Raw genomic sequence first — 19,637 nt, 5'->3', positions numbered from 1 at the left:
TCCGGGATCAGGCGAGGGGGTGGGCGGCCAGCAGGTCGCCCAGGGCCTCCTCGTGCGCGGCCGCCGGGCCGAGCTGGAGCTCCAGCTGCTTGGCCCAGGCGTGATAGCGGTGCAGCGGGTAGTCGGTGTCGGCGCCGAAGCCGCCGTGCAGGTGCTGGGCCGTCTGTACGACCCTGCGTACGCCCTCCGAGGCCCAGATCTTGGCGACCGCCACGTCACCCGCGATCGGCAGCGGACCGCCGGCGCCGCCCGTGGCGGCGTCGAGCCGCCAGGCGGCCTGCCACAGGGTGACCTCCATGGCGCGCAGGTCGATGTAGCGGTCGGCCGCCTGGACGGCCACCGCCTGGAAGGTGGCCACCGGGAAGCCGAACTGCTCCCGCTTGCTGGTGTATTGGCTCGTCATGCCGAGCACGCCCTCGCCGAGGCCGAGCGCGAGGGCGCAGGTGCCGGTGGTGAGGACCTGGCGGAGCCGCTCCCAGGCCTCCGGGGTGTCGATCAGATGGCTGCGCTCCACCCGCACGCCGTCCAGGGCGAGTTCGGCGAACCGTTCCCCGGTGGTGGAGACCTGCTCGGCGAGGGCGAGGCCCCCGGCGGTGCGCGGGACGAGGGCGAGGACGGACTCGCCCTCGCCGGTGTGGGCCGGTACGGCGATCCAGTCGGCGGTGTGCGCCCAGGGGACGGCGGTCTGGGTGCCTTCCAGGATCCAGGCTTCCCCGTCGAGCCGTGCGGTGACGGCGAGTTCGGCGGGGTCGTGGCCGGAGCGGCCGTGGGCGGCCGCGGTGAGGACGAGCGTGCCGCGTCCGGCGCCGGGCAGCAGGGCGGCGGCCAGTTCGGGGCTGCCGTGGGCCTGGACGGCCATGGCGGTGGCGCAGTGCTCCAGCAGCGGGACGCGGGCCAGCACCCGGGCGGCCTCGCGCAGCACGAGGCACAGGGCGATGGTGTCCAGGCCCGCGCCGCCGTGTTCCTCGGCGAGGACGAGGCCGAGCAGGTCGGACGCGGCGAGCTTGGCCCACAGCGGGCGGTCGAAGTCGTCGGCGACGGCGCCCGGGGTGAGCGCCGGGCTGGGCACGCCGTCGGGTGCGACGTCCGCGAACACGGCCCTGGCCGCCTCGACGGCGGCCCGCTGCTCCTCGGTGAAGGTGAAGTCCACTGCCTGTCCTCCCGTTCTGACCTGACGGTGCGTCAAGATAGAACACGTTCCTGTAAATGGACAGGGGAGGGCAGGGAGGACAGCGCCGGGGCCGGGGCGTGGCAGCCCCTAGCGGTCGAAGTCGATCTCCACTTCCTCGGTGACCGGGTGCGACTGGCAGGCCAGGACGAAGCCGGCGTCGGTCTCCTCGGCCTCCAGGGCGAAGTTGCGGTCCATCCGGACCTCGCCCGACACCACGAACGCCCGGCAGGTGCCGCAGACGCCGCCCTTGCAGGCGTACGGGGCGTCCGCGCGGTTGCGGAGCACCGCGTCCAGCAGCGACTCGCCGTCCTGGACGGGCCAGGTGCCGGAGCGCCCGTCGAGCCGCGCGGTGACCCGGCCGTGCGTGGCCGCCGCCGATGCCGTCGCGCGGGCCGGCGCGGGGGTGGTGTCCTCGACGTGGAAGATCTCCTCGTGCACCCGGTTCCGGGCGACGCCGAGCGAGCCCAGGGCGCGCTCCGCTCCCTGCACCAGGCCGTAGGGCCCGCACAGGAACCAGCCCGTGACCTCCGCCACCGGCAGCAGCGCGGGCAGCAGGGAGGCCAGCCGCTCCTCGTCCAGCCGGCCGGAGGGCAGACCCGCCTCCTGCTCCTCCCGGGAGAGGACCGTCACCAGCTGGAACCGCGACGGATAGCGGTCCTTGAGGTCGGCGACCTCCTCCAGGAACATCGTGGAAGCGGCCGTACGGTCGCTGCGCACGAGGCAGAAGCGGGCGTCGGGCCGCGCGGCCAGCAGGCTCGCGGCGATCGACAGCACGGGCGTGATCCCGCTGCCGCCGACGATCGCGGCGTAGTGCCCGGAGGCGGGGGCGGCGGCGGGGTCCAGGACGAAGCGCCCGGCCGGGACCATGACGTCCAGCACGTCGCCGGCCGCGATCTCCTTGTGCGCGAAGGTGGAGAACTCGCCGCCCTCCACGAGGCGCACGCCGACCCGCAGCAGCGCCGGGCCCGGGCCGTCGGCCGTGGGCGCGGGCGAGCAGATCGAGTAGGTGCGGCGCACCTCGGTGCCGCCGTCGGGGGCGGTGCGGCGCAGCGTCAGGTGCTGGCCGGGGGCGTGCCGGTAGTCCTCGCGCAGCTCCTCGGGGACCCGCAGGGCCAGTGCCACCGAGTCGTCGGTGAGCCGGTCGACTTCCGCCACCGTCAGCGGGTGGAACGCGCCGTGGCGGGGGGCGGCCATCTACAGCTCCTTGAAGTGGTCGAACGGTTCGCGGCAGGCGGTGCAGCGGCGCAGCGCCTTGCACGCGGTGGAGGAGAAGCGGCTCAGCAGTTCGGTGTCGGTCGATCCGCAGTTCGGGCAGCGGACGGACAGGGTCACCGGGACGGGCCCGCCGGCCGCGTGCGGCCGGGGCGGGGCGATGCCGAACTCGGCCAGCTTGCGGCGGCCCTCGGCGCTGATGTCGTCCGTGGACCAGGCCGGGGCCAGCACGGTGGTCACCCGCACCTCGGGGATGCCGTGGCCGGTCAGGACCCGCTCGATGTCGGCGGACATGGCCTCGATGGCCGGGCAGCCGGTGTAGGTGGGCGTGAGGGTGACCTCGGCGTGGCCGTCCTCGTGCATCCGCACACCGCGCACCACGCCCAGCTCGCCGAGGGTGAGCACCGGCAGTTCCGGGTCCGGGACGGATCCGGCCAGCTCGGCCAGCTCGGCCTCCAGGCGGGTGGCCGGGACGTCGGCGGTGGTCACCATGACGCCCCCGGGTGGCTGCGGTGGAGGTGCTGCATCTCGGCCAGCATCCGGCCGAAGGACTCGGTGTGCAGGCCCTGACGGCCGGCTCCGGCCGCCCAGGCGCCGGTGCGCGGTCCTTCGGGCAGGGTGAGCCCGGCCCGCCCGACGACCTCGCTCAGGGCGGCCAGCCAGCGCTCTTCGAGGGCGGCCCAGTCCACGCCGTCGACGCCCTCCACCGGCTGGAAGAGCTCCCCCGTGAACTTCCACAGGGCCTCCAGCGCGGCCTGCATGCGGGTACGGCTCTCGTCGGTGCCGTCGCCGAGCCGCAGGGTCCACTGCTCGGCGTGGTCGCGGTGGTACGCCGTCTCCTTGACGGCCTTGGCCGCGAGCGGCGCGAACGGGCCTTCTCCGCGGGCGAGTTCCGCGTAGAGCTCGTGCTGGTGGAGGGAGAAGTAGAGCTGGCGGGCGATGGTGTGGGCGAAGTCGCCGTTCGGCTGCTCGACCAGCTGGAGGTTGCGGAAGGACCGCTCCTCGCGCAGGAACGCCAGCTCGTCCTCGTCGCCGGCCATGGACAGCAGGATGCGGGCCTGGCCGAGCAGGTCGAGCGCGATGTTGGCGAGGGCGACCTCCTCCTCCAGGACGGGGGCGTGCCCCGCCCACTCGCCGAGGCGGTGGGAGAGGATCAGCGCGTCGTCGCCGAGGGCGAGGGCCGCCGCGGTGACGGAGGCGGCGTGGGTGTCGGTGCCGGTCACAGGTGGCTCACTCCCTCCGGGATGTCGTAGAAGGTGGGGTGCCGGTACGGCTTGTCGGCGGACGGGGCGAAGAAGGGGTCCCGCTCGTCCGGCGAGGAGGCGGTGATCGCGGTGGAGGGGACCACCCAGATTGAGATGCCCTCGTTGCGCCGGGTGTAGAGGTCGCGGGCGTTGCGCAGGGCCATCTCCGCGTCGGGGGCGTGCAGGCTTCCCGCGTGCGTGTGCGAGAGGCCGCGGCGCGAACGCACGAACACCTCCCACAGGGGCCAGTTCTGCGTCATACCCGTGCCTCCTCGTTCTGTCCGGCGTGCTTCGCCGCTTGCTGTGCCGCCTGCTTCTGCGCATACGCGGCGGCCGCGTCGCGCACCCAGGCGCCTTCCTCGTGGGCCCGGCGCCGCTGGCCGATGCGCTGCTCGTTGCACGGGCCGTTGCCCTTGAGCACGTCCCAGAACTCGGCCCAGTCGATGGCGCCGAAGTCGTGGTGGCCGCGCTCCTCGTTCCACTTCAGGTCCGGGTCGGGCAGGGTCAGGCCGAGGGACTCGGCCTGCGGGACGGCGATGTCCACGAACCGCTGGCGCAGCTCGTCGTTGGAGTGGCGCTTGATGCGCCAGGCCATGGACTGCGCCGAGTGCGCCGACTCGTCGTCCGGCGGGCCGAACATCATCAGCGAGGGCCACCACCAGCGGTCGACCGCGTCCTGGGCCATGGCGTGCTGGGCCTCGGTGCCCTTGGACAGGGCCATGAGGAGCTCGAAGCCCTGACGCTGGTGGAAGGACTCCTCCTTGCAGATCCGGACCATGGCGCGGGCGTAGGGCCCGTAGGAGCAGCGGCAGATCGGGACCTGGTTGGTGATCGCCGCGCCGTCCACGAGCCAGCCGATCGCGCCGACGTCCGCCCAGGTCAGGGTGGGGTAGTTGAAGATCGAGGAGTACTTCTGCTTCCCCGAGTGGAGCTTGTCGAGGAGCTCGTCGCGGCTGGTCCCGAGGGTCTCGGCGGCGCTGTAGAGGTACAGGCCGTGGCCCGCCTCGTCCTGCACCTTGGCCATCAGGATCGCCTTGCGGCGCAGCGAGGGCGCGCGGGTGATCCAGTTGGCCTCGGGCTGCATGCCGATGATCTCGGAGTGGGCGTGCTGGGCCATCTGCCGGACCAGGGAGGCGCGGTACTGCTCGGGCATCCAGTCCCGCGGCTCCACGCGCTCGTCCGCCGCCACGGCGGCGTCGAACGCCGCCGCGAGCTGTGCGCCCAGGTCAGCCGTCATGCCCGTCCCGTCCGTCCCGTCTGTCCCCAGGGCCGTGTCCGGGCCCGTTTCCGGGGTCACTGCCACCATTCCGGCCCCTTGCTCAGAGTCTGCGTCCGCCCGACCGACCGATCGTTCGGTTCCATCGCTTCAATGGTGAGACGGCGGCCCGTAGGGTGTCAACCTCTGTGGTCAACCCTGTGGACGCCGGACGATCGGGGCGGGATGGATTCGAACGGGCACGAGCTCGCCGAGGAGGCCGCTCCGCGACCCCCCAGGGCGCCCGGAATCGCCGGTCTGTCGACCCCGTACCGGGTCGTGACGGCCCTGGCCCTGGGCGCCGTGGGGATCGCCGCGTGCACGCACCTCGCACTCGTCTTCCTGCACGTGGCCCCCTCCAACACGGTCAGCAAGCAGCACGCGCGGACGATCGACGCCTGGATCTATCCCGAGTTCGAACAGAACTGGAAGCTCTTCGCGCCCAACCCGCTCCAGCAGAACATCGCCGTGGAGGTGCGGGCCGAGGTCCGCACCGCCGGCGGCGAGCTGATCACCACCGGCTGGCGGGACCTGAGCGCCGAGGACGCCGCGGCGATCCGGCACAGCCTGCTGCCGAGCCACACCGAGCAGAACGAGCTGCGCCGGGCCTGGGACTTCTACACCGGCTCCCACGACGAGAACGAGAAGCCCGTCGGCGAGCGCGGCGAGCTCTCCGAGGAGTACCTGCGCCGGATCGCGGTGAACCGGCTCGCCCCGGCCCACGAGGGCGGGCGCATCCTGCGGATCCAGATGCGCTCGGCGACGACGGCCGTGCCCGCGCCGCAGTGGAGCACCGAGACCACCGACACCCAGACCTACTACCGGGAGCTGCCGTGGTGGAAGGTGTGAGACGGGCCCGCGCCGCACTGGCACGGGCCGTCGCCACGGTCAGCGGGCAGGCGCTGGGCCCGTACCAGAGCGCCGTCGTCCGCATCGGCTTCGCCGGTACCTGGCTCTTCTTCCTGCTGCGGGAGTTCCCCCACCGGGCCGAGCTGTACGGCCCCGACGGGCCGTGGAGCCTCGACCTGGCGCAGCGGCTGCTCGACTCCAACGGCGCCTTCACCGTCCTGACGTGGTCGGGCTCGACCCTGTGGTTCGAGGCCGTCTACGCCGTGGCCGTGCTGGCGAGCGTCGGCCTGCTGCTGGGCTGGCGGACCAGGGCGACGTCCGTGGTCTTCATGATCGGCGTGCTGTCCCTGCAGAACCGCAGCGTGTTCATGGGCGACGGCGGGGACAACGTCATCCACCTGGTCGCGATCTACCTGGTGCTGACCCGGTGCGCGCAGGTGTGGTCGCTGGACGCGCGCAGGGCGCGGACGCGGGGCACCGCGACGGCCGGGGCGGCCGGGCCCGTGCTGTGGGGGGTGCTGGGGGCGTTCTTCGCGTACGGGGCGGCCACCGGGAGGTTCAGCGACGGCTGGCTCGCGGCGTTCGCTGCGCTGTGGGTGGTCTGCGGCCTGTGGTGGACGGTCGACCGCCACGATCCGGAGGGCGAGGGCCGGGCGGTCCTGGACGTCCTCGCCAACCTGCTGCACAACGCGGGCATGCTGGTGATCATGGCGGAGGTCTGCCTGATCTACGCGACGGCCGGCTGGTACAAGATCCAGGGCTCGCGGTGGCAGGACGGGACGGCGCTGTACTACCCCCTGGGCCTGGACTACTTCACCCCGTGGCCGGCGCTGTCCGGGCTGCTGGCGGGCAGCGGGACGCTGGTGATGCTGCTGTCGTACGGCACCGTGGCGGTGCAGGTGGCCTTTCCGTTCACGCTCTTCAACCGGCGGATCAAGAACGTGCTGCTGGCCCTGATGATGCTGGAGCACGCGGGCATCGCGGTGCTGCTGGGGCTGCCGTTCTTCTCGCTGGCGATGATCGCCGCCGACGCCGTCTTCCTGCCGACCGGCTTCCTCGTGTGGCTCGGCGCGCGGGTCGCCTCCCGGCGGCGGGTGCTCGCGCACGGGCTCGGCCTCCGCCCGGTCGCGGTCGCGGGTGCGGTGCCGGGTGCCCGTGCGGAGCCGGACCCGCAGTCGCAGTCGCAGCCACAGCCGGAGCCGCAGTCGCGGCCGGATCCGGAAGCGGAGCCGGAGGGCCGTAGGGTCGGGGGATGAGCGAGCGGGCGGGTGCGGACGAGACGGTGCGGCAGTGGCGGGAGGACGCCGGCCGGGATGACCTCGTGCTCCTCGACGGGTTCCACGCGCTCAAGCACGCGCTCCGCTTCGGGGCCGACGTGCGCGGGGTCCTCGCCGACGACCCCGGGGCCGTACGGGAACTGGCCCGCGAGCTGGCTCCGGACGTCGAGGCCGAGGTGGCCCGCCTGGTGCGGCCGGCCGTGCTCAAGGAGCTGCTGCCCCGCGTCCACCCCACCGGGGTCGCGGCCCTCGCCGTACGGCCCGACCGGGCGGCGGGCCTCGCGGGCCTGGGACGGATGCCCCGGCCGGCGCCCGTCGTCGTCCTCGACAACCCGCGCAACCTCGGCAACGTCGGGGCCGTCGTCCGCCTCGCGGCCGGCTTCGGCGCCACCGGCGTGGTGACCCGCGGCGACCTCGACCCCTGGCACCCGAACGTGGTCCGGGCCGGGGCCGGCCTGCACTACGCCACCACCGTCGAACGCCTCGCGCTGGAGGAGCTGCCGCCCGGGCCGCTCTACGCGCTCGATCCGGAGGGCGAGGACATCCGCGGCCTCACCCTCCCGGACGACGCGCTGCTGGCCTTCGGCTCGGAGCGGCACGGGATCTCGCCCGAGCTGCGCGCGCGGGCCGACCACCTGGTGTCACTGCCGATGCGCCCCCAGGTCTCCAGCTACAACCTCGCCACCAGCGTGGCCATGACCCTCTTCCACTGGGGCGGTCCCCCGGCGGCGGCCGAACAGGGCGACGAGGACTCCTAGGACTCCCCCGGCCAGCACCGCCGCGTCCGCGCCGAGCGTCGCCCCGTCGGGACGGACCAGGGACTGGCCGCGCAGTGCCTGCCAGGTCAGCAGGGCGAGCACCCCTGCGTACACCGCGCCGGCCGTGAGGACCAGCCGCACCCGCACCCGTTCGTCGCGCAGCCGGGCGTGGTGCGGGGCGAGCGCGGCCAGGGCGAGCACGAGCAGCGGCAGCAGCTGGAGGGCGTGCATGCCGAAGAAGTGCGGGATGCGCAGGTCCCCTCCGGTGGTGGACCAGCCGGTGAGGAACATGCCGGGACCGCCGTCGGGCACGCCCACGCTGTGCGCGCCGCTCTCCAGGAGCCGCACGCCGGCGGCTTCCCTGCGCTGCTGCTCGGGCGTCGGCAGGGACATCAGGAACCCCAGCCCGGCGCCGGTCAGCGCGAGGACGGTGGAGATCCGGATCGACCAGGCCGTGGCCCGGTCGGCGGTCCTCGCGCGCCAGAGCAGGGCCGCCACGACGAGTGTGCCGAGCCACAGCACGACCACGGTGTTGCCCATGAGCGAGTAGACCTGGGTGTCGAAGGGCGTGGCGCTGTTGAAGTGGCTGCGCACCCCGCGCAGCACCTGGAGGGTGATCAGCACCATCTCCACGGCGCTCGCGACGGCCACGGTGGTGCCGGCCCACCAGGCGGTCCGGCGCAGCCGCGGCCGGTCCTCGCCCAGCAGCGAGATCATCCAGGCCAGGGCGAGGCAGTAGGCGACGAACGAGATCGAGAACTTGAACGGCTTGGCCCAGATCGGCGCCCCTGTCAGCACGCGGTCGTCGACCGCGAGTCCGACGGCCGAGCCGACCGCCCATAAGGCCATCACCAGGGCGAACACCACCAGCGGGCGGTGCCAGGTACGCCAGGACGACATCAGCATTCATACCCCCGTCATGAATGGATAGCGGCACTGTCTGCTATCTGATAGTGCCACTATCTATGATGGGGGTGAGCCGGGCAAGAGAAATCAGGGTGAACGCACGTGCGCATCGGAGAGTTGAGCCGCCGGACCGGAGTCCCGGTGCCGACGATCAAGTACTACCTGCGGGAGGGGCTGCTGCCCGCCGGGGAGCTGACGAGCCCCAACCAGGCCAGCTACGGGGACGCGCACGAGCGCCGGCTGCGGCTGGTCCGCGCGCTGCTGGAGGTGGGCGGGCTCTCGCTGGCTGCCATCGGCGAGGTCCTCGCCGCCGTCGACGACGGGGACGGGCCGGTGCACAACCTGCTGGGCGCGGCGGCCCAGCGCCTGGTGCCCGAATACGGCGGCGGCGGCGCGAGCGGCGACGGAGCCGGCGGAACCGGCGGCGACGGGGGTGCGGGGGGCGCGGAGGACGCGGAGACCGTGCTGGCGCGGGCGCGGGTGGCGCGGCTGATCGAGGACCGCGGCTGGCGGATCGCGAGCGGCCACCGGGCCGCGGAGGCGCTGGTGACCGCTCTCGCCTCGCTCCAGCGGGTGGGGCACGGCGGCTTCATGGACGTGCTCGACGACTACGCGGAGGCGGCCGGGCGCGTGGGCCGCGCGGACCTCGACTACACCGCCCGCCGGGTGGCGCGCGAGGACCTCGTCGAGGCGGTGGTCGTCGGTACGGTGCTGGGCGACGCGATCTTCGCCGCCCTGCGCAGGATGGCCCAGGCGGACGCCTCCTTCCGCACCTTCGGGGAGGAGGCGTCCACCGCCTGACCCGGGACCGGGCCGGGCGGGGCCGTCACGACAGGGGCTACGCCTGGCGGCGGACCTCCACCACGCGGAAGCGGTTCGAGACGAAGGCGCCGTCGCACAGCGCGGCGTTGGCCGCAGGGTTGCCGCCGGAGCCGTGGAAGTCCGAGAAGGCCGCGGTCTGGTTGACGTAGACCCCGCCGGTCAGGTTCAGGGAGAGCTGCGCGGACTCCTCCAGGCAGACCTCCTCCAGGGCCCGCTCGGTGTCCGCGGAGGTGGTGTAGGCGCCCACGGTCATGGCGCCCTTCTCGCGCACGGTGCGGCGCAGCAGGTCGAGCGCGTCCGCCGTGGAGTCCACGGCCACCGCGAAGGAGACCGGGCCGAAGCACTCGGAGAGGAAGGGCGCCTCAGGGTCCGGCTTGGCGGCGTCCAGCTTGACCATCACCGGCGTACGGACGACCGCGTCCGGGAACTCGGGGTTGGTGACCTCGCGGGAGGCCAGAGCCACCTCACCGAGCGAGGCCGCCGCCTCCAGGCGGGTCCTGACGTCCGGGTTGACCAGCGCGCCGAGCAGCGCGTTGGCCCGGGCGTCGTCGCCGAGCAGGCCGCCGACCGAGGCCGCGAGGTCGGCCACGACCTCGTCGTAGGACTTGTGGCCGGCGTCGGTGGCGATGCCGTCGCGCGGGATCAGCAGGTTCTGCGGGGTGGTGCACATCTGGCCGCTGTAGAGCGACAGGGAGAAGGCCAGGTTGGCCAGCATCCCCTTGTAGTTGTCGGTGGAGTCCAGGACGACCGTGTTGACGCCCGCCTTCTCCGTGTAGACCTGCGCCTGACGGGCGTTGGCCTCCAGCCAGTCGCCGAACTCCGTGGACCCGGTGTAGTCGATCAGCTTGATCTCGGGGCGGACGGCGAGGTCCTTGGCGATGCCCTCGCCCGGACGCTCGACCGCGAGCGCCACCAGGTTCGGGTCGAAGCCGGCCTCGGCGAGCACCTCCCGCGCGACCTTCACGGTCAGGGCGAGCGGCAGCACGGCCCGCGGGTGCGGCTTGACCAGCACCGGGTTGCCGGTGGCCAGCGAGGCGAACAGGCCCGGGTAGCCGTTCCAGGTCGGGAAGGTGTTGCAGCCGATCATGAGGGCGATGCCGCGGGGGACCGGGGTGAAGGTCTTGCCGAGCTCCAGCGGGTCCTTCTTGCCCTGCGGCTTGGACCAGTCGGCCTGCCCCGGGACGCGGGTCTGCTCCTCGTAGGCGTAGGCGACGGCCTCCAGGCCGCGGTCCTGCGCGTGGGGGCCGCCCGCCTGGAAGGCCATCATGAAGGCCTGGCCGCTGGTGTGCATGACCGCGTGCGCGAACTCGTGGGTCCGGGCGGAGATGCGGGACAGGATCTCGATGCAGACCAGGGCGCGCGCCTCGGGTCCGGCGTCGCGCCAGGCGGCCATGCCGGCCTTCATCGCGGGCAGCAGCACGTCCGGGTCCACGTGCGGGTACTCGACGCCGAGCTCCGGGCCGTACGGGGACTTCTCGGAACCCGTCCAGCCGTCGGTGCCGGGCTGGCCGAGGTCGATCCGCGTGCCGCGGAGCGCCTCGAAGGCGGCGAGCCCGTCGGCCGGGGCGGTCTCGCCGTACGCCTTGGGGTGCTCGGGATGGGGGGACCAGTAGGCACGGCTGCGGATCGCCGACAGGGCCTGGTCCAGGGTGGGCCGGTGCTTGGCGGACAGCTGGGGGACGGTGAGCTCGGCGGCCATCAGGGACCAACTCCTCGTTGAGCCGGGCGAAGGAGAGCAGACTGCAGTTAGAGTAACCGAACGATCGGTCGGGACAAGAGGGCCCGGCGGACCTGTGGACAAGTCGGTGCGGGAGGATCAGGACATGACAGGAATCGAGCGGTCCCGCACTGTGGCGGTCGTCGGCGCGGGCACCATGGGCCAGGGCATCGCCCAGGTCGCCCTTCTCGCAGGTCACCACGTGCTGATCTACGACATCGACGCCTCCCTCGCCGCCGACGGCGTCGGGATCGTTCAGGACCGGGTCGAGCGGATGGCCGCGAAGGGCCGTCTGGACCGGGCCGAGGCCGAGGAGACGGCCGGCCGGATCGCGGCCGCCGGCGCCCTCGCGGACCTCGCCGGGGCCGCCCTCGTCATCGAGGCCGTCGTCGAGAACGTCGGGATCAAGCAGACCCTCTTCGCCGCCCTCGAAGAGGTGGTCGGGCCGGACGCGCTGCTCGCCACGAACACCTCCTCCCTCTCCGTCACCGAGCTCGCCGCCGGCCTCGCGCACCCCGGCCGCTTCCTCGGCCTGCACTTCTTCAACCCGGCCCCGCTGCTCCCCCTCGTCGAGGTGGTCAGCGGCTCCGCGACCGACCCGGCCGCCGCCGAGCGCGCGTACCGCACGGTCCTCGGCTGGGGGAAGACGCCGGTCCGCTGCGCCGACACCCCCGGCTTCATCGTCAACCGGATCGCCCGACCCTTCTACGCCGAGGCCTTCGCGGTGTACGAGGAGCAGGGAGCCGACCCGGCCACCATCGACGCCGTGCTCCGCGAGAGCGGCGGCTTCAAGATGGGCCCCTTCGCCCTGACCGACCTGATCGGCCAGGACGTCAACGAGGCGGTGACCCGCTCCGTGTGGGAGTCCTTCTTCCGCAGCCCCAAGTTCACCCCGTCCCTCGCGCAGCGCCGGCTGGTCCAGTCGGGCCGTCTGGGCCGCAAGTCGGGGCACGGCTGGTACCCGTACGGCCCCGAGGCGGTCGCCGCGCAGCCGCACACCGCCGGGCCCGAGGAGGCGCCGGAGAAGGTGACCGTCGTCGGCGACCTCGGCCCCGCCGCCGAGCTGGCCGACCTGCTCCGGGAGGCCGGGATCGCGGTCACGGCCACCGAGCACGGGGGCCCGTACATCCAGCTCCCCGGCGAGGGGCAGCTGGTGCTCGCGGACGGCAAGACCTCCGTCGAGTTCGCGGACGTCGTCTACTTCGACCTCGCCCTCGACTACCGCGGAGCCACCCGCATCGCGCTGTCCGCCAGCGCGGACACCAGCGGGCGGACCCTCTCCGAGGCGATCGGCCTGTTCCAGAAGCTCGGCAAGCAGGTCTCCGTCATCGGCGACGTCCCCGGCATGATCGTCGCCCGGACCGTCGCCATGCTGATCGACCTCACCGCCGACGCCGTCGCCCGCGGCGTGGCCTCCGCCGAGGACATCGACACCGCGATGCGGCTCGGCGTGAACTACCCGCTGGGCCCCTCCGCATGGCACGCCCGGCTCGGCCAGGACTGGGCCTACGACCTGCTGCACCACCTCGACGAGCGCTGCCCCGGCGGCCGGTACGCGCCCTCGCTGGCGCTGTTCAAGCTGGGCTACGCGGCCGGCGACGAGGAGGGCACGCAGTGACCACGGCCAAGCGCGACACCTACACCCCCGAGACCCTGCTGTCGGTGGCCGTCCAGGTCTTCAACGAGCGCGGCTACGACGGCACCTCGATGGAGCACCTGTCCAAGGCCGCCGGCATCTCCAAGTCCTCGATCTACCACCACGTGACGGGCAAGGAAGAGCTCCTGCGGCGAGCCGTCAGCCGGGCCCTCGACGGGCTCTTCGCCGTCCTGGAGGAGCCGGGCGCGGTCCGCGGCCGGGCCGTCGAACGCGTCGAGTACGTCACGCGCCGCACGGTCGAGGTGCTCGTCGGCGAGCTGCCGTACGTGACGCTGCTGCTGCGGGTCCGGGGCAACACCCGCACCGAGCGGTGGGCGCTGGAGCGCCGCCGCGAGTTCGACCACCAGGTCGCGGAGCTGCTCAAGGCCGCGGCCGCGGACGGCGACCTGCGGGCCGACGTGGACATCCGCCTCGCCACCCGCCTCCTCTTCGGGATGGTGAACTCGCTGGTCGAGTGGTACCGCCCGCACCCGGGGACGGGCCAGGACCAACTCGCGGACGCCGTCGTCCACATGGCCTTCGACGGCCTGCGCACCAGCCGCTGATCCGGCCGGCCGCCGGTCGCCGGGCCCGCGCACGGCCCGCTCGACCGGCCGCCCGCCGGTCGCCACCCTCTCCGAGAAGCCGTCGGGCGGTTTTGTACTCTGACCGGGACCTCGGCCCTGAGCGTGTTCAAAAACGCGCGCTCGGGGCCTTTGCACCGAACGAAACAGGGGGAACGGTGCGCAGTCGCCGTCTCGTAGTCTCATCCGCCGCGCTCGTCGCGGCCGTCATCGGTTTCCTGCCGGGCACGGCCCACGCCGCGGATCCGTCGGCGCCGGGCGCCCAGCGGGTCGCCAAGCCCGCCGACCCGAAGAAGATCGGCGCGTCCCACTTCAGGACCTTCACCAGCGGCGCCGACAAGTCCGTCCGCAAGGGGCCCTCCGGCGTGGCCCGGGCGGCGGGCGCCGCCGCCACCGGGAACCCGGACCTGAAGGTCGCCCTGAGCGCCACCAACACCGGCGCGCACTCCCTCCAGCTGTGGGCGGAGGTCACGAGTGCCGATGCCGCACTCGAGGTCACCGTCTCCTGGGGCGACGGGAAGGTGGAAAAGCTCGCCGCCTCCGGCTCCGCCCAGCTGTTGCCGCTGCACACCTACGCCGAGGTCGGCGAGTACAAGATCACGGTCAATGTGAACGACGCCGCCAACAAGGTGTCCATCGAGAACGAGCTCGACGTCGTGACCTCGGGTTCCGAGTTCACGCCGTACGAGCCGACGCGTCTGCTGGACACCCGTGAGGGGTTCCGCGCGCCGAAGGCCAAGGTCGCCCCGTACAGCTCCGCCCGGGTGAAGGTCGGCGGCTACGGCACGATCCCGGCCGGCGTGCAGGCCGTGGTCCTCAATGTCACCGTCACCAACACGACCAGTGGCGGGCACATCACGGCCTTCGACGCCGGCAACGAGCGGCCGAACGCGTCGAACATCAACTTCGAGCCCGGCCAGACCGTCCCGAACCTGGTCGTCGTGCCGGTCGGCAACGACGGCTCCGTGGACCTCTACAACGGCGGCTGGGAGTCGGTCGACCTGATCGCCGACATCACCGGCTACTTCATGCCGAAGGCGGCCAACGGCTACACGCCGATGGACCCGACCCGCTTCGTCGACACGCGCGAGGGCCTCGGCACGAGCAAGGGCCAGGTCCCCGGTCAGACGAGCTTCGGCACGCAGATCGCCGGCCTGCGCGGGGTTCCCCAGGGCGTCAAGGCCGTGGCGCTCAACGTGACGGTGACCGGCCCGAAGGAAGCCGGCCACCTGATCGTCCACCCGGGCGGAGGCAAGATCCCGCTCGCGTCCAACGTGAACTTCACCGCCGGTCAGACCGTCGCCAACTCGGTGATCGTGCCGGTCGGCGCCGACGGGTCCATCGACATCCGCAACAACGCCTGGGCCGGCGCCGACGTGATCGTGGACGTCCTCGGCTACTACAGCCCGGCCGGCCAGGGCGCCTTCATGCCGCTCTCGCCGATGCGCTTCGTCGACACGCGCAACCCCGACGCGGCGATCATCCCGCTCCGCGGACCGATCGCCGGCCGCGGCTACGCCGCCGTGCCGTTCTTCACCGAGGAGAACGCCGACTTCACCGCCTACGTGCTGAACACGACCGTCACCAACACGGCCGGCGGGGGCTTCCTCTCGGTCGCCCCGGACCCGAACTCGGCCGAGCAGTACGAGAAGGGCACCGCGGTCACGCCGGCGCGGCCCGGCGCCTCGACCCTGAACTGGACGAAGGGCAGGACCGTCCCGAACCTGGTCCAGGCGAGTGGCGGCAAGCACGGCATCGTCGACTTCTGGAACCAGGGCTGGGAGAAGGCCGACCTCGTGGTCGACATCTCCGGCTACTACGAGAACCCGGTGATCAACCCGTAGCACCCGCGGTCGCCGCAGCGACAGCGCCCCGGGAACGGCTCTCCAGGCCCTTCCCGGGGCGCTGTCGCGCGTTCGGCCTATTCCTCGGCGATCGCGGGGCCGCCGGCCGGGCCGGGACCCGCGTCCAGGAGGTCCGTCTCCTCGAAGACCAGCAGGGTGCGCGTGGAGAGGACCTCCGGGATGGCCTGCAGGCGGGTCAGGACCAGCTCGCGCAGGGTCCGGTTGTCCGGGGTGTGCACCAGGAGCAGCACGTCGAAATCACCGCTGACCAGCGCGATGTGCGCGGCGCCGGGCAGCTCGCGCAGCTGTTCGCGGACCGTGCGCCAGGAGTTCTGGACGATCTTCAAGGTGATGTAGGCCGAGGCGCCCTGGCCCGCGCGCTCGTGGTTGACGCGGGCCGTGAACCCGCGGATCACGCCGTCGTCGATGAGCCGGTTGATCCGGGCGTACGCGTTCGCCCGCGAGACGTGCACCTGCTCGGCCACCGACCGTATGGACGCCCGGCCGTCCGCCTGGAGCAGACGCATGATCGACCGGTCGATCGGGTCCAGGGGGCGGGGCGCGACGGGAGGGACCGCGGGGGCTCCCGGTGCGGTCCCCGGTGCGACCGGTGCGGAACCCGCTGCGGCCATTTGTTCATCCGGCATTGCCCGATGCCTCCCTCTTCTGGACGTCCTGCGTCCATCCCAGGGCCCCGGCGCCAGTTTGTCCACAGCCTGGAGCCGCCTGTAGCCAAATTGCGCGGACAACCGAACAATCGGTAGGTGAGGGGCCTCACACCCGGGGCACCCCCTGCCCGCTTCCCACGAGGAGGTGTACGCCGCCATGACGGTCCAAGAGCTGCCCGGTGCCGGTGCGTCCCACCGTTCCACCCCGCCGCCCGCCTGGAGGCCCCGTACGGACGCCGCTCCGCTGCTCCCGGACGCCGAGCCCCACCGGGTGCTGGGCACCGAGGCGGCCGACCGCCTCGACCCCGCGCTGATGCGCCGCTGCTACGCCGAACTGGTGCGCGGCCGTCGCTACAACGCCCAGGCCACGGCGCTCACCAAGCAGGGCCGGCTCGCCGTCTACCCCTCCACCGTCGGCCAGGAGGCCTGCGAGATCGCGGCCGCGATGGTCCTGGAGGAGCAGGACTGGCTCTTCCCGAGCTACCGCGACACCCTGGCGGCCGTGGCGCGCGGACTGGACCCCGTACAGGCGCTGACCCTGCTGCGCGGCGACTGGCACACCGGCTACGACCCCCGTGAGCACCGCATCGCCCCGCTCTCGACCCCGCTCGCCACCCAGCTGCCGCACGCGGTGGGCCTGGCGCACGCGGCCCGGCTGCGCGGCGACGACGTCGTCGCCCTCGCCATGGTCGGCGACGGCGGCACCAGCGAGGGCGACTTCCACGAGGCGCTGAACTTCGCCGCGGTCTGGCAGGCCCCGGTGGTCTTCCTCGTGCAGAACAACGGCTTCGCGATCTCCGTCCCGCTCGCCAAGCAGACCGCCGCCCCGACACTGGCCCACAAGGGCGTCGGGTACGGCATACCGGGCCGGCTGGTCGACGGCAACGACATCGCGGCGATGCACGAGGTGCTGTCCGAGGCGGTCCGGCGGGCCCGGGCCGGCGGCGGCCCGACCCTGATCGAGGCCGTCACGTACCGCATGGAGGCGCACACGAACGCCGACGACGCCACGCGCTACCGCGGTGACGCCGAGGTCGAGGCGTGGAAGGCGCACGACCCGATCCTCCTGCTGGAGCGGGAGCTCACCGCGCGCGGGATCCTCGACGAGGCGGGCATCACGGCCGCGCGCGACGAGGCCGAGGAGATGGCGGCGTCCCTGCGCGACGGGATGAACGCCGATCCGGTGGTGGACCCGATGGACCTGTTCGCGCATGTCTACGCGGAGCAGACCGGCCGCCTGCGCGAGCAGGCGGAGATGCTCCGTGCCGAGCTGGAAGCCGAGGACCAGGCGTGACGACGGTGGCGGCGAAGTCCGCGAAGACGGGGGCCAAGCCCGCGACGATGGCGCAGGCCCTGACGCGGGCGATGCGCGACGCGATGGCGGAGGACCCGACGGTCCACGTCATGGGCGAGGACGTCGGGACGCTCGGCGGTGTCTTCCGGATCACGGACGGCCTCGCGAAGGAGTTCGGCGAGGACCGCTGCACGGACACCCCGCTCGCGGAGGCCGGGATCCTGGGCACGGCGGTGGGCATGGCCATGTACGGCCTGCGGCCCGTGGTGGAGATGCAGTTCGACGCCTTCGCCTACCCGGCCTTCGAGCAGCTGATCTCGCACGTGGCGAAGATGCGCAACCGCACCCGCGGCGCGATGCCGCTGCCGATCACCATCCGCGTGCCGTACGGCGGCGGGATCGGCGGCGTGGAGCACCACTGCGACTCCTCCGAGGCGTACTACGTGGCCACCCCCGGCCTGACCGTGGTGACCCCGGCGACCGTCGAGGACGCCTACGGGCTGCTGCGCGCGTCGATCGCCAGCGACGACCCGGTGGTCTTCCTGGAGCCGAAGCGGCTGTACTGGTCGAAGGCGGACTGGTCGCCCGAGGCGCCGGCGGCCGTCCCGGGCATCGGGAAGGCACTGGTGAGGCGCACGGGCACGAGCGCCACCCTGATCACCTACGGGCCTTCGCTGCCGGTCTGCCTGGAGGCGGCCGAGGCGGCCCGCGAGGAGGGCTGGGACCTGGAGGTCGTCGACCTGCGCTCCCTGGTCCCCTTCGACGAGGACACGGTCGTGGAGTCCGTACGCCGCACCGGTCGCGCGGTCGTCGTCCACGAGGCCGGCGGCTTCGGCGGGCCGGGCGCGGAGATCGCCGCCCGCGTCACGGAGCGGTGCTTCCACCACCTGGAGGCCCCGGTGCTGCGGGTGACGGGCTTCGACATCCCGTATCCGCCGCCGATGCTGGAGAAGCACCACCTGCCGGGAGTGGAACGGATCCTGGACGCCGTGGCCCGCCTGCAGTGGGAGAACTGATGCCGCAGGTAATGGAATTCAAGCTGCCCGACCTCGGCGAGGGCCTGACCGAGGCCGAGATCGTGCGGTGGCTGGTGGCGGTGGGCGACGTCGTCGCCATCGACCAGCCGGTCGTCGAGGTCGAGACGGCCAAGGCGATGGTGGAGGTGCCCTGCCCCTACGGCGGCGTGGTCACCGCCCGGTTCGGCGAGGAGGGCGAGGAGCTGCCGGTCGGCGCCCCGCTGATCACCGTCGCGGTGGGCGCGCAGTCGGTGCCCGCCGGGGCCGCGGAGGTCACCGCGGCCGACGGCACGGGCGATGCGCCCCGGCCGCTGATCGGCTACGGCTCGGACCACTCGCGCCCGGCGCGTCGGCGGCGGGTGCGACCCGTCACCGCCGCGGTGTCGGCGCCCGCCGCGGCTCCGGCCCCGGCTCCGGCGGCCCCGGTCGCGGTCGTCGCGGCTCCGGCCGCTCCCGCGGATCCGGCGGCCGCCGCCGGGCCGGTGCCCGTCATCTCGCCGCTGGTGCGCAAGCTGGCCAAGGACGGCGGGGTGGACCTGCGCGCGCTGCACGGTTCCGGGCCGGAGGGCCTGATCCTGCGGGCCGACGTCGAGGCGGCCCTCGCCGCGCTGCGGGCGCCCGCCCCGGCTCCCGCCCCCGCGGCCGCCGCGGTGGCGGCGCAGGGCGAGCGGATCCCGCTCAAGGGGCTGCGCGGTGCGGTCGCCGAGAAGCTGTCGCGCAGCCGCAGCGAGATCCCGGACGCCACCTGCTGGGTCGACGCCGACGCCACCGAGCTGATGGCGGCCCGGGCCGCGATGAACGCCGTGGGCGGGCCCAAGATCTCGGTGCTCGCGCTGCTGGCGCGGATCTGCACGGCCGCGCTGGCCAAGTACCCGGAGCTGAACTCCACCGTGGACCTCGCGGCCAAGGAGATCGTCCGGCTCCCGTCGGTGCACCTGGGCTTCGCCGCGCAGACCGAGCGGGGCCTGGTGGTCCCCGTGGTCCGGGACGCGCAGGGCCGCAACCCGGAGTCACTGTCGGCTGAGTTCGCGCGGCTGACCGAGCTCGCCCGCTCGGGCAGGCTGGCCCCGGCCGACCTGACGGGCGGCACCTTCACCCTGAACAACTACGGGGTGTTCGGGGTCGACGGCTCCACGCCGATCATCAACCACCCGGAAGCGGCGATGCTCGGCGTCGGCCGGATCATCGACAAGCCGTGGGTCCACGAGGGGCAGCTTGCGGTGCGCAAGGTCGTCCAGCTGTCGCTGACCTTCGACCACCGGGTCTGCGACGGCGGTACGGCCGGCGGCTTCCTGCGCTACGTCGCGGACTGCGTGGAATCCCCGGCGGTCCTGCTGCGCACGCTGTAGACGTGCGGCGCGGCCCGATGCCCTGAGGGTCCGCG

General features: G+C 73.2%; 19 protein-coding genes. 10 read left to right on the top strand and 9 right to left on the bottom strand.

Annotation, left to right across the window (positions count from 1 at the left end; genetic code table 11):
• Positions 1 to 7 precede the first annotated feature (7 nt).
• The 6 genes from AB0O53_RS05985 to paaA form a co-directional block, all read right to left on the bottom strand.
• A complete protein-coding gene (locus AB0O53_RS05985) occupies positions 8 to 1,150 on the bottom strand; it encodes an acyl-CoA dehydrogenase family protein (RefSeq protein ID WP_350990339.1) in 1,143 nt (380 codons plus the stop codon).
• 108 nt (positions 1,151 to 1,258) lie between these two features.
• Positions 1,259 to 2,365 (bottom strand): 2Fe-2S iron-sulfur cluster-binding protein, encoded by a 1,107-nt coding sequence (locus tag AB0O53_RS05980; protein ID WP_350990337.1) that lies wholly within the window; start codon positions 2,363 to 2,365, stop codon positions 1,259 to 1,261.
• On the bottom strand, positions 2,366 to 2,875 hold the full coding sequence (gene paaD, locus AB0O53_RS05975; protein WP_350990335.1) for a 1,2-phenylacetyl-CoA epoxidase subunit PaaD: 510 nt from the start codon (positions 2,873 to 2,875) through the stop codon (positions 2,366 to 2,368).
• On the bottom strand, positions 2,869 to 3,606 hold the full coding sequence (gene paaC, locus AB0O53_RS05970) for a 1,2-phenylacetyl-CoA epoxidase subunit PaaC (RefSeq protein ID WP_350990333.1): 738 nt from the start codon (positions 3,604 to 3,606) through the stop codon (positions 2,869 to 2,871). The genes paaD and paaC overlap by 7 nt, the downstream gene beginning before the upstream one ends.
• On the bottom strand, positions 3,603 to 3,887 hold the full coding sequence (paaB, locus tag AB0O53_RS05965) for a 1,2-phenylacetyl-CoA epoxidase subunit PaaB (protein ID WP_030026914.1): 285 nt from the start codon (positions 3,885 to 3,887) through the stop codon (positions 3,603 to 3,605). The genes paaC and paaB overlap by 4 nt, the downstream gene beginning before the upstream one ends.
• Positions 3,884 to 4,933: a 1,2-phenylacetyl-CoA epoxidase subunit PaaA gene (gene paaA, locus AB0O53_RS05960; RefSeq protein WP_381752894.1), complete on the bottom strand. Its 1,050-nt coding sequence runs from the start codon at positions 4,931 to 4,933 to the stop codon at positions 3,884 to 3,886. Before paaA ends, paaB begins: the two co-directional genes overlap by 4 nt.
• Positions 4,934 to 5,068: 135 nt before the next feature.
• On the opposite strand from paaA, the gene AB0O53_RS05955 reads away from it, so the two are divergent.
• From AB0O53_RS05955 to AB0O53_RS05945, 3 genes are read left to right on the top strand one after another with little or no spacing between them, the layout of a single operon-like run.
• Complete coding sequence (locus AB0O53_RS05955) at positions 5,069 to 5,731, top strand: DUF5819 family protein (RefSeq protein WP_350990328.1); 663 nt, start codon at positions 5,069 to 5,071, stop codon at positions 5,729 to 5,731.
• Positions 5,728 to 6,987 carry an HTTM domain-containing protein gene (locus tag AB0O53_RS05950; protein WP_435886610.1) on the top strand — a complete coding sequence of 420 codons (1,260 nt, stop codon included), beginning with the start codon at positions 5,728 to 5,730 and terminating at the stop codon, positions 6,985 to 6,987. Before AB0O53_RS05955 ends, AB0O53_RS05950 begins: the two co-directional genes overlap by 4 nt.
• A complete protein-coding gene (locus tag AB0O53_RS05945; RefSeq protein WP_350990324.1) occupies positions 6,984 to 7,766 on the top strand; it encodes a TrmH family RNA methyltransferase in 783 nt (260 codons plus the stop codon). Before AB0O53_RS05950 ends, AB0O53_RS05945 begins: the two co-directional genes overlap by 4 nt.
• Here the strand turns inward: AB0O53_RS05945 and AB0O53_RS05940 are convergent.
• Positions 7,650 to 8,666: a hypothetical protein gene (locus tag AB0O53_RS05940; protein ID WP_365193456.1), complete on the bottom strand. Its 1,017-nt coding sequence runs from the start codon at positions 8,664 to 8,666 to the stop codon at positions 7,650 to 7,652. The genes AB0O53_RS05945 and AB0O53_RS05940 overlap by 117 nt on opposite strands.
• A 147-nt stretch (positions 8,667 to 8,813) precedes the next feature.
• On the opposite strand from AB0O53_RS05940, the gene AB0O53_RS05935 reads away from it, so the two are divergent.
• On the top strand, positions 8,814 to 9,473 hold the full coding sequence (locus tag AB0O53_RS05935; RefSeq protein WP_403136984.1) for a MerR family transcriptional regulator: 660 nt from the start codon (positions 8,814 to 8,816) through the stop codon (positions 9,471 to 9,473).
• A 37-nt stretch (positions 9,474 to 9,510) separates the two neighbouring features.
• Here the strand turns inward: AB0O53_RS05935 and paaN are convergent, their stop codons facing one another.
• Entirely contained in the window at positions 9,511 to 11,193 is a 1,683-nt protein-coding gene (gene paaN, locus AB0O53_RS05930; protein WP_350990320.1) for a phenylacetic acid degradation protein PaaN, read from the bottom strand.
• A 124-nt stretch (positions 11,194 to 11,317) separates the two neighbouring features.
• Between paaN and AB0O53_RS05925 the strand changes: the two genes are divergently transcribed.
• The 3 genes from AB0O53_RS05925 (at position 11,318) to AB0O53_RS05915 (ending at position 15,275) form a co-directional block, all read left to right on the top strand.
• Entirely contained in the window at positions 11,318 to 12,829 is a 1,512-nt protein-coding gene (locus AB0O53_RS05925) for a 3-hydroxyacyl-CoA dehydrogenase (protein ID WP_350990318.1), read from the top strand.
• On the top strand, positions 12,826 to 13,413 hold the full coding sequence (locus AB0O53_RS05920; protein WP_350990316.1) for a TetR/AcrR family transcriptional regulator: 588 nt from the start codon (positions 12,826 to 12,828) through the stop codon (positions 13,411 to 13,413). The genes AB0O53_RS05925 and AB0O53_RS05920 overlap by 4 nt, the downstream gene beginning before the upstream one ends.
• 176 nt (positions 13,414 to 13,589) lie before the next feature.
• Complete coding sequence (locus AB0O53_RS05915) at positions 13,590 to 15,275, top strand: PKD domain-containing protein (protein WP_350990314.1); 1,686 nt, start codon at positions 13,590 to 13,592, stop codon at positions 15,273 to 15,275.
• Positions 15,276 to 15,352: 77 nt separating this feature from the next.
• On the opposite strand, the gene AB0O53_RS05910 is transcribed toward AB0O53_RS05915, so the two are convergent.
• Entirely contained in the window at positions 15,353 to 15,922 is a 570-nt protein-coding gene (locus tag AB0O53_RS05910; protein WP_350990312.1) for an Lrp/AsnC family transcriptional regulator, read from the bottom strand.
• A gap of 178 nt (positions 15,923 to 16,100) precedes the next feature.
• Here AB0O53_RS05910 and pdhA point away from each other — a divergent pair, with 178 nt between their 5' ends.
• From pdhA to AB0O53_RS05895, 3 genes are read left to right on the top strand one after another with little or no spacing between them, the layout of a single operon-like run.
• Positions 16,101 to 17,237: a pyruvate dehydrogenase (acetyl-transferring) E1 component subunit alpha gene (gene pdhA, locus AB0O53_RS05905; RefSeq protein WP_365193452.1), complete on the top strand. Its 1,137-nt coding sequence runs from the start codon at positions 16,101 to 16,103 to the stop codon at positions 17,235 to 17,237.
• 47 nt (positions 17,238 to 17,284) lie between these two features.
• Complete coding sequence (locus AB0O53_RS05900; protein ID WP_350990607.1) at positions 17,285 to 18,253, top strand: alpha-ketoacid dehydrogenase subunit beta; 969 nt, start codon at positions 17,285 to 17,287, stop codon at positions 18,251 to 18,253.
• On the top strand, positions 18,253 to 19,602 hold the full coding sequence (locus AB0O53_RS05895; protein ID WP_350990308.1) for a dihydrolipoamide acetyltransferase family protein: 1,350 nt from the start codon (positions 18,253 to 18,255) through the stop codon (positions 19,600 to 19,602). The genes AB0O53_RS05900 and AB0O53_RS05895 overlap by 1 nt, the downstream gene beginning before the upstream one ends.
• Positions 19,603 to 19,637 lie beyond the last annotated feature (35 nt).

It is taken from the genome of Streptomyces erythrochromogenes, from assembly GCF_040684695.1.
In the GTDB taxonomy this organism is placed as follows: Bacteria; Actinomycetota; Actinomycetes; order Streptomycetales; family Streptomycetaceae; genus Streptomyces; species Streptomyces erythrochromogenes_C.
Note: the sequence above shows the minus strand (reverse complement) of the source record. Positions and strands in the feature narration are given on the sequence as shown.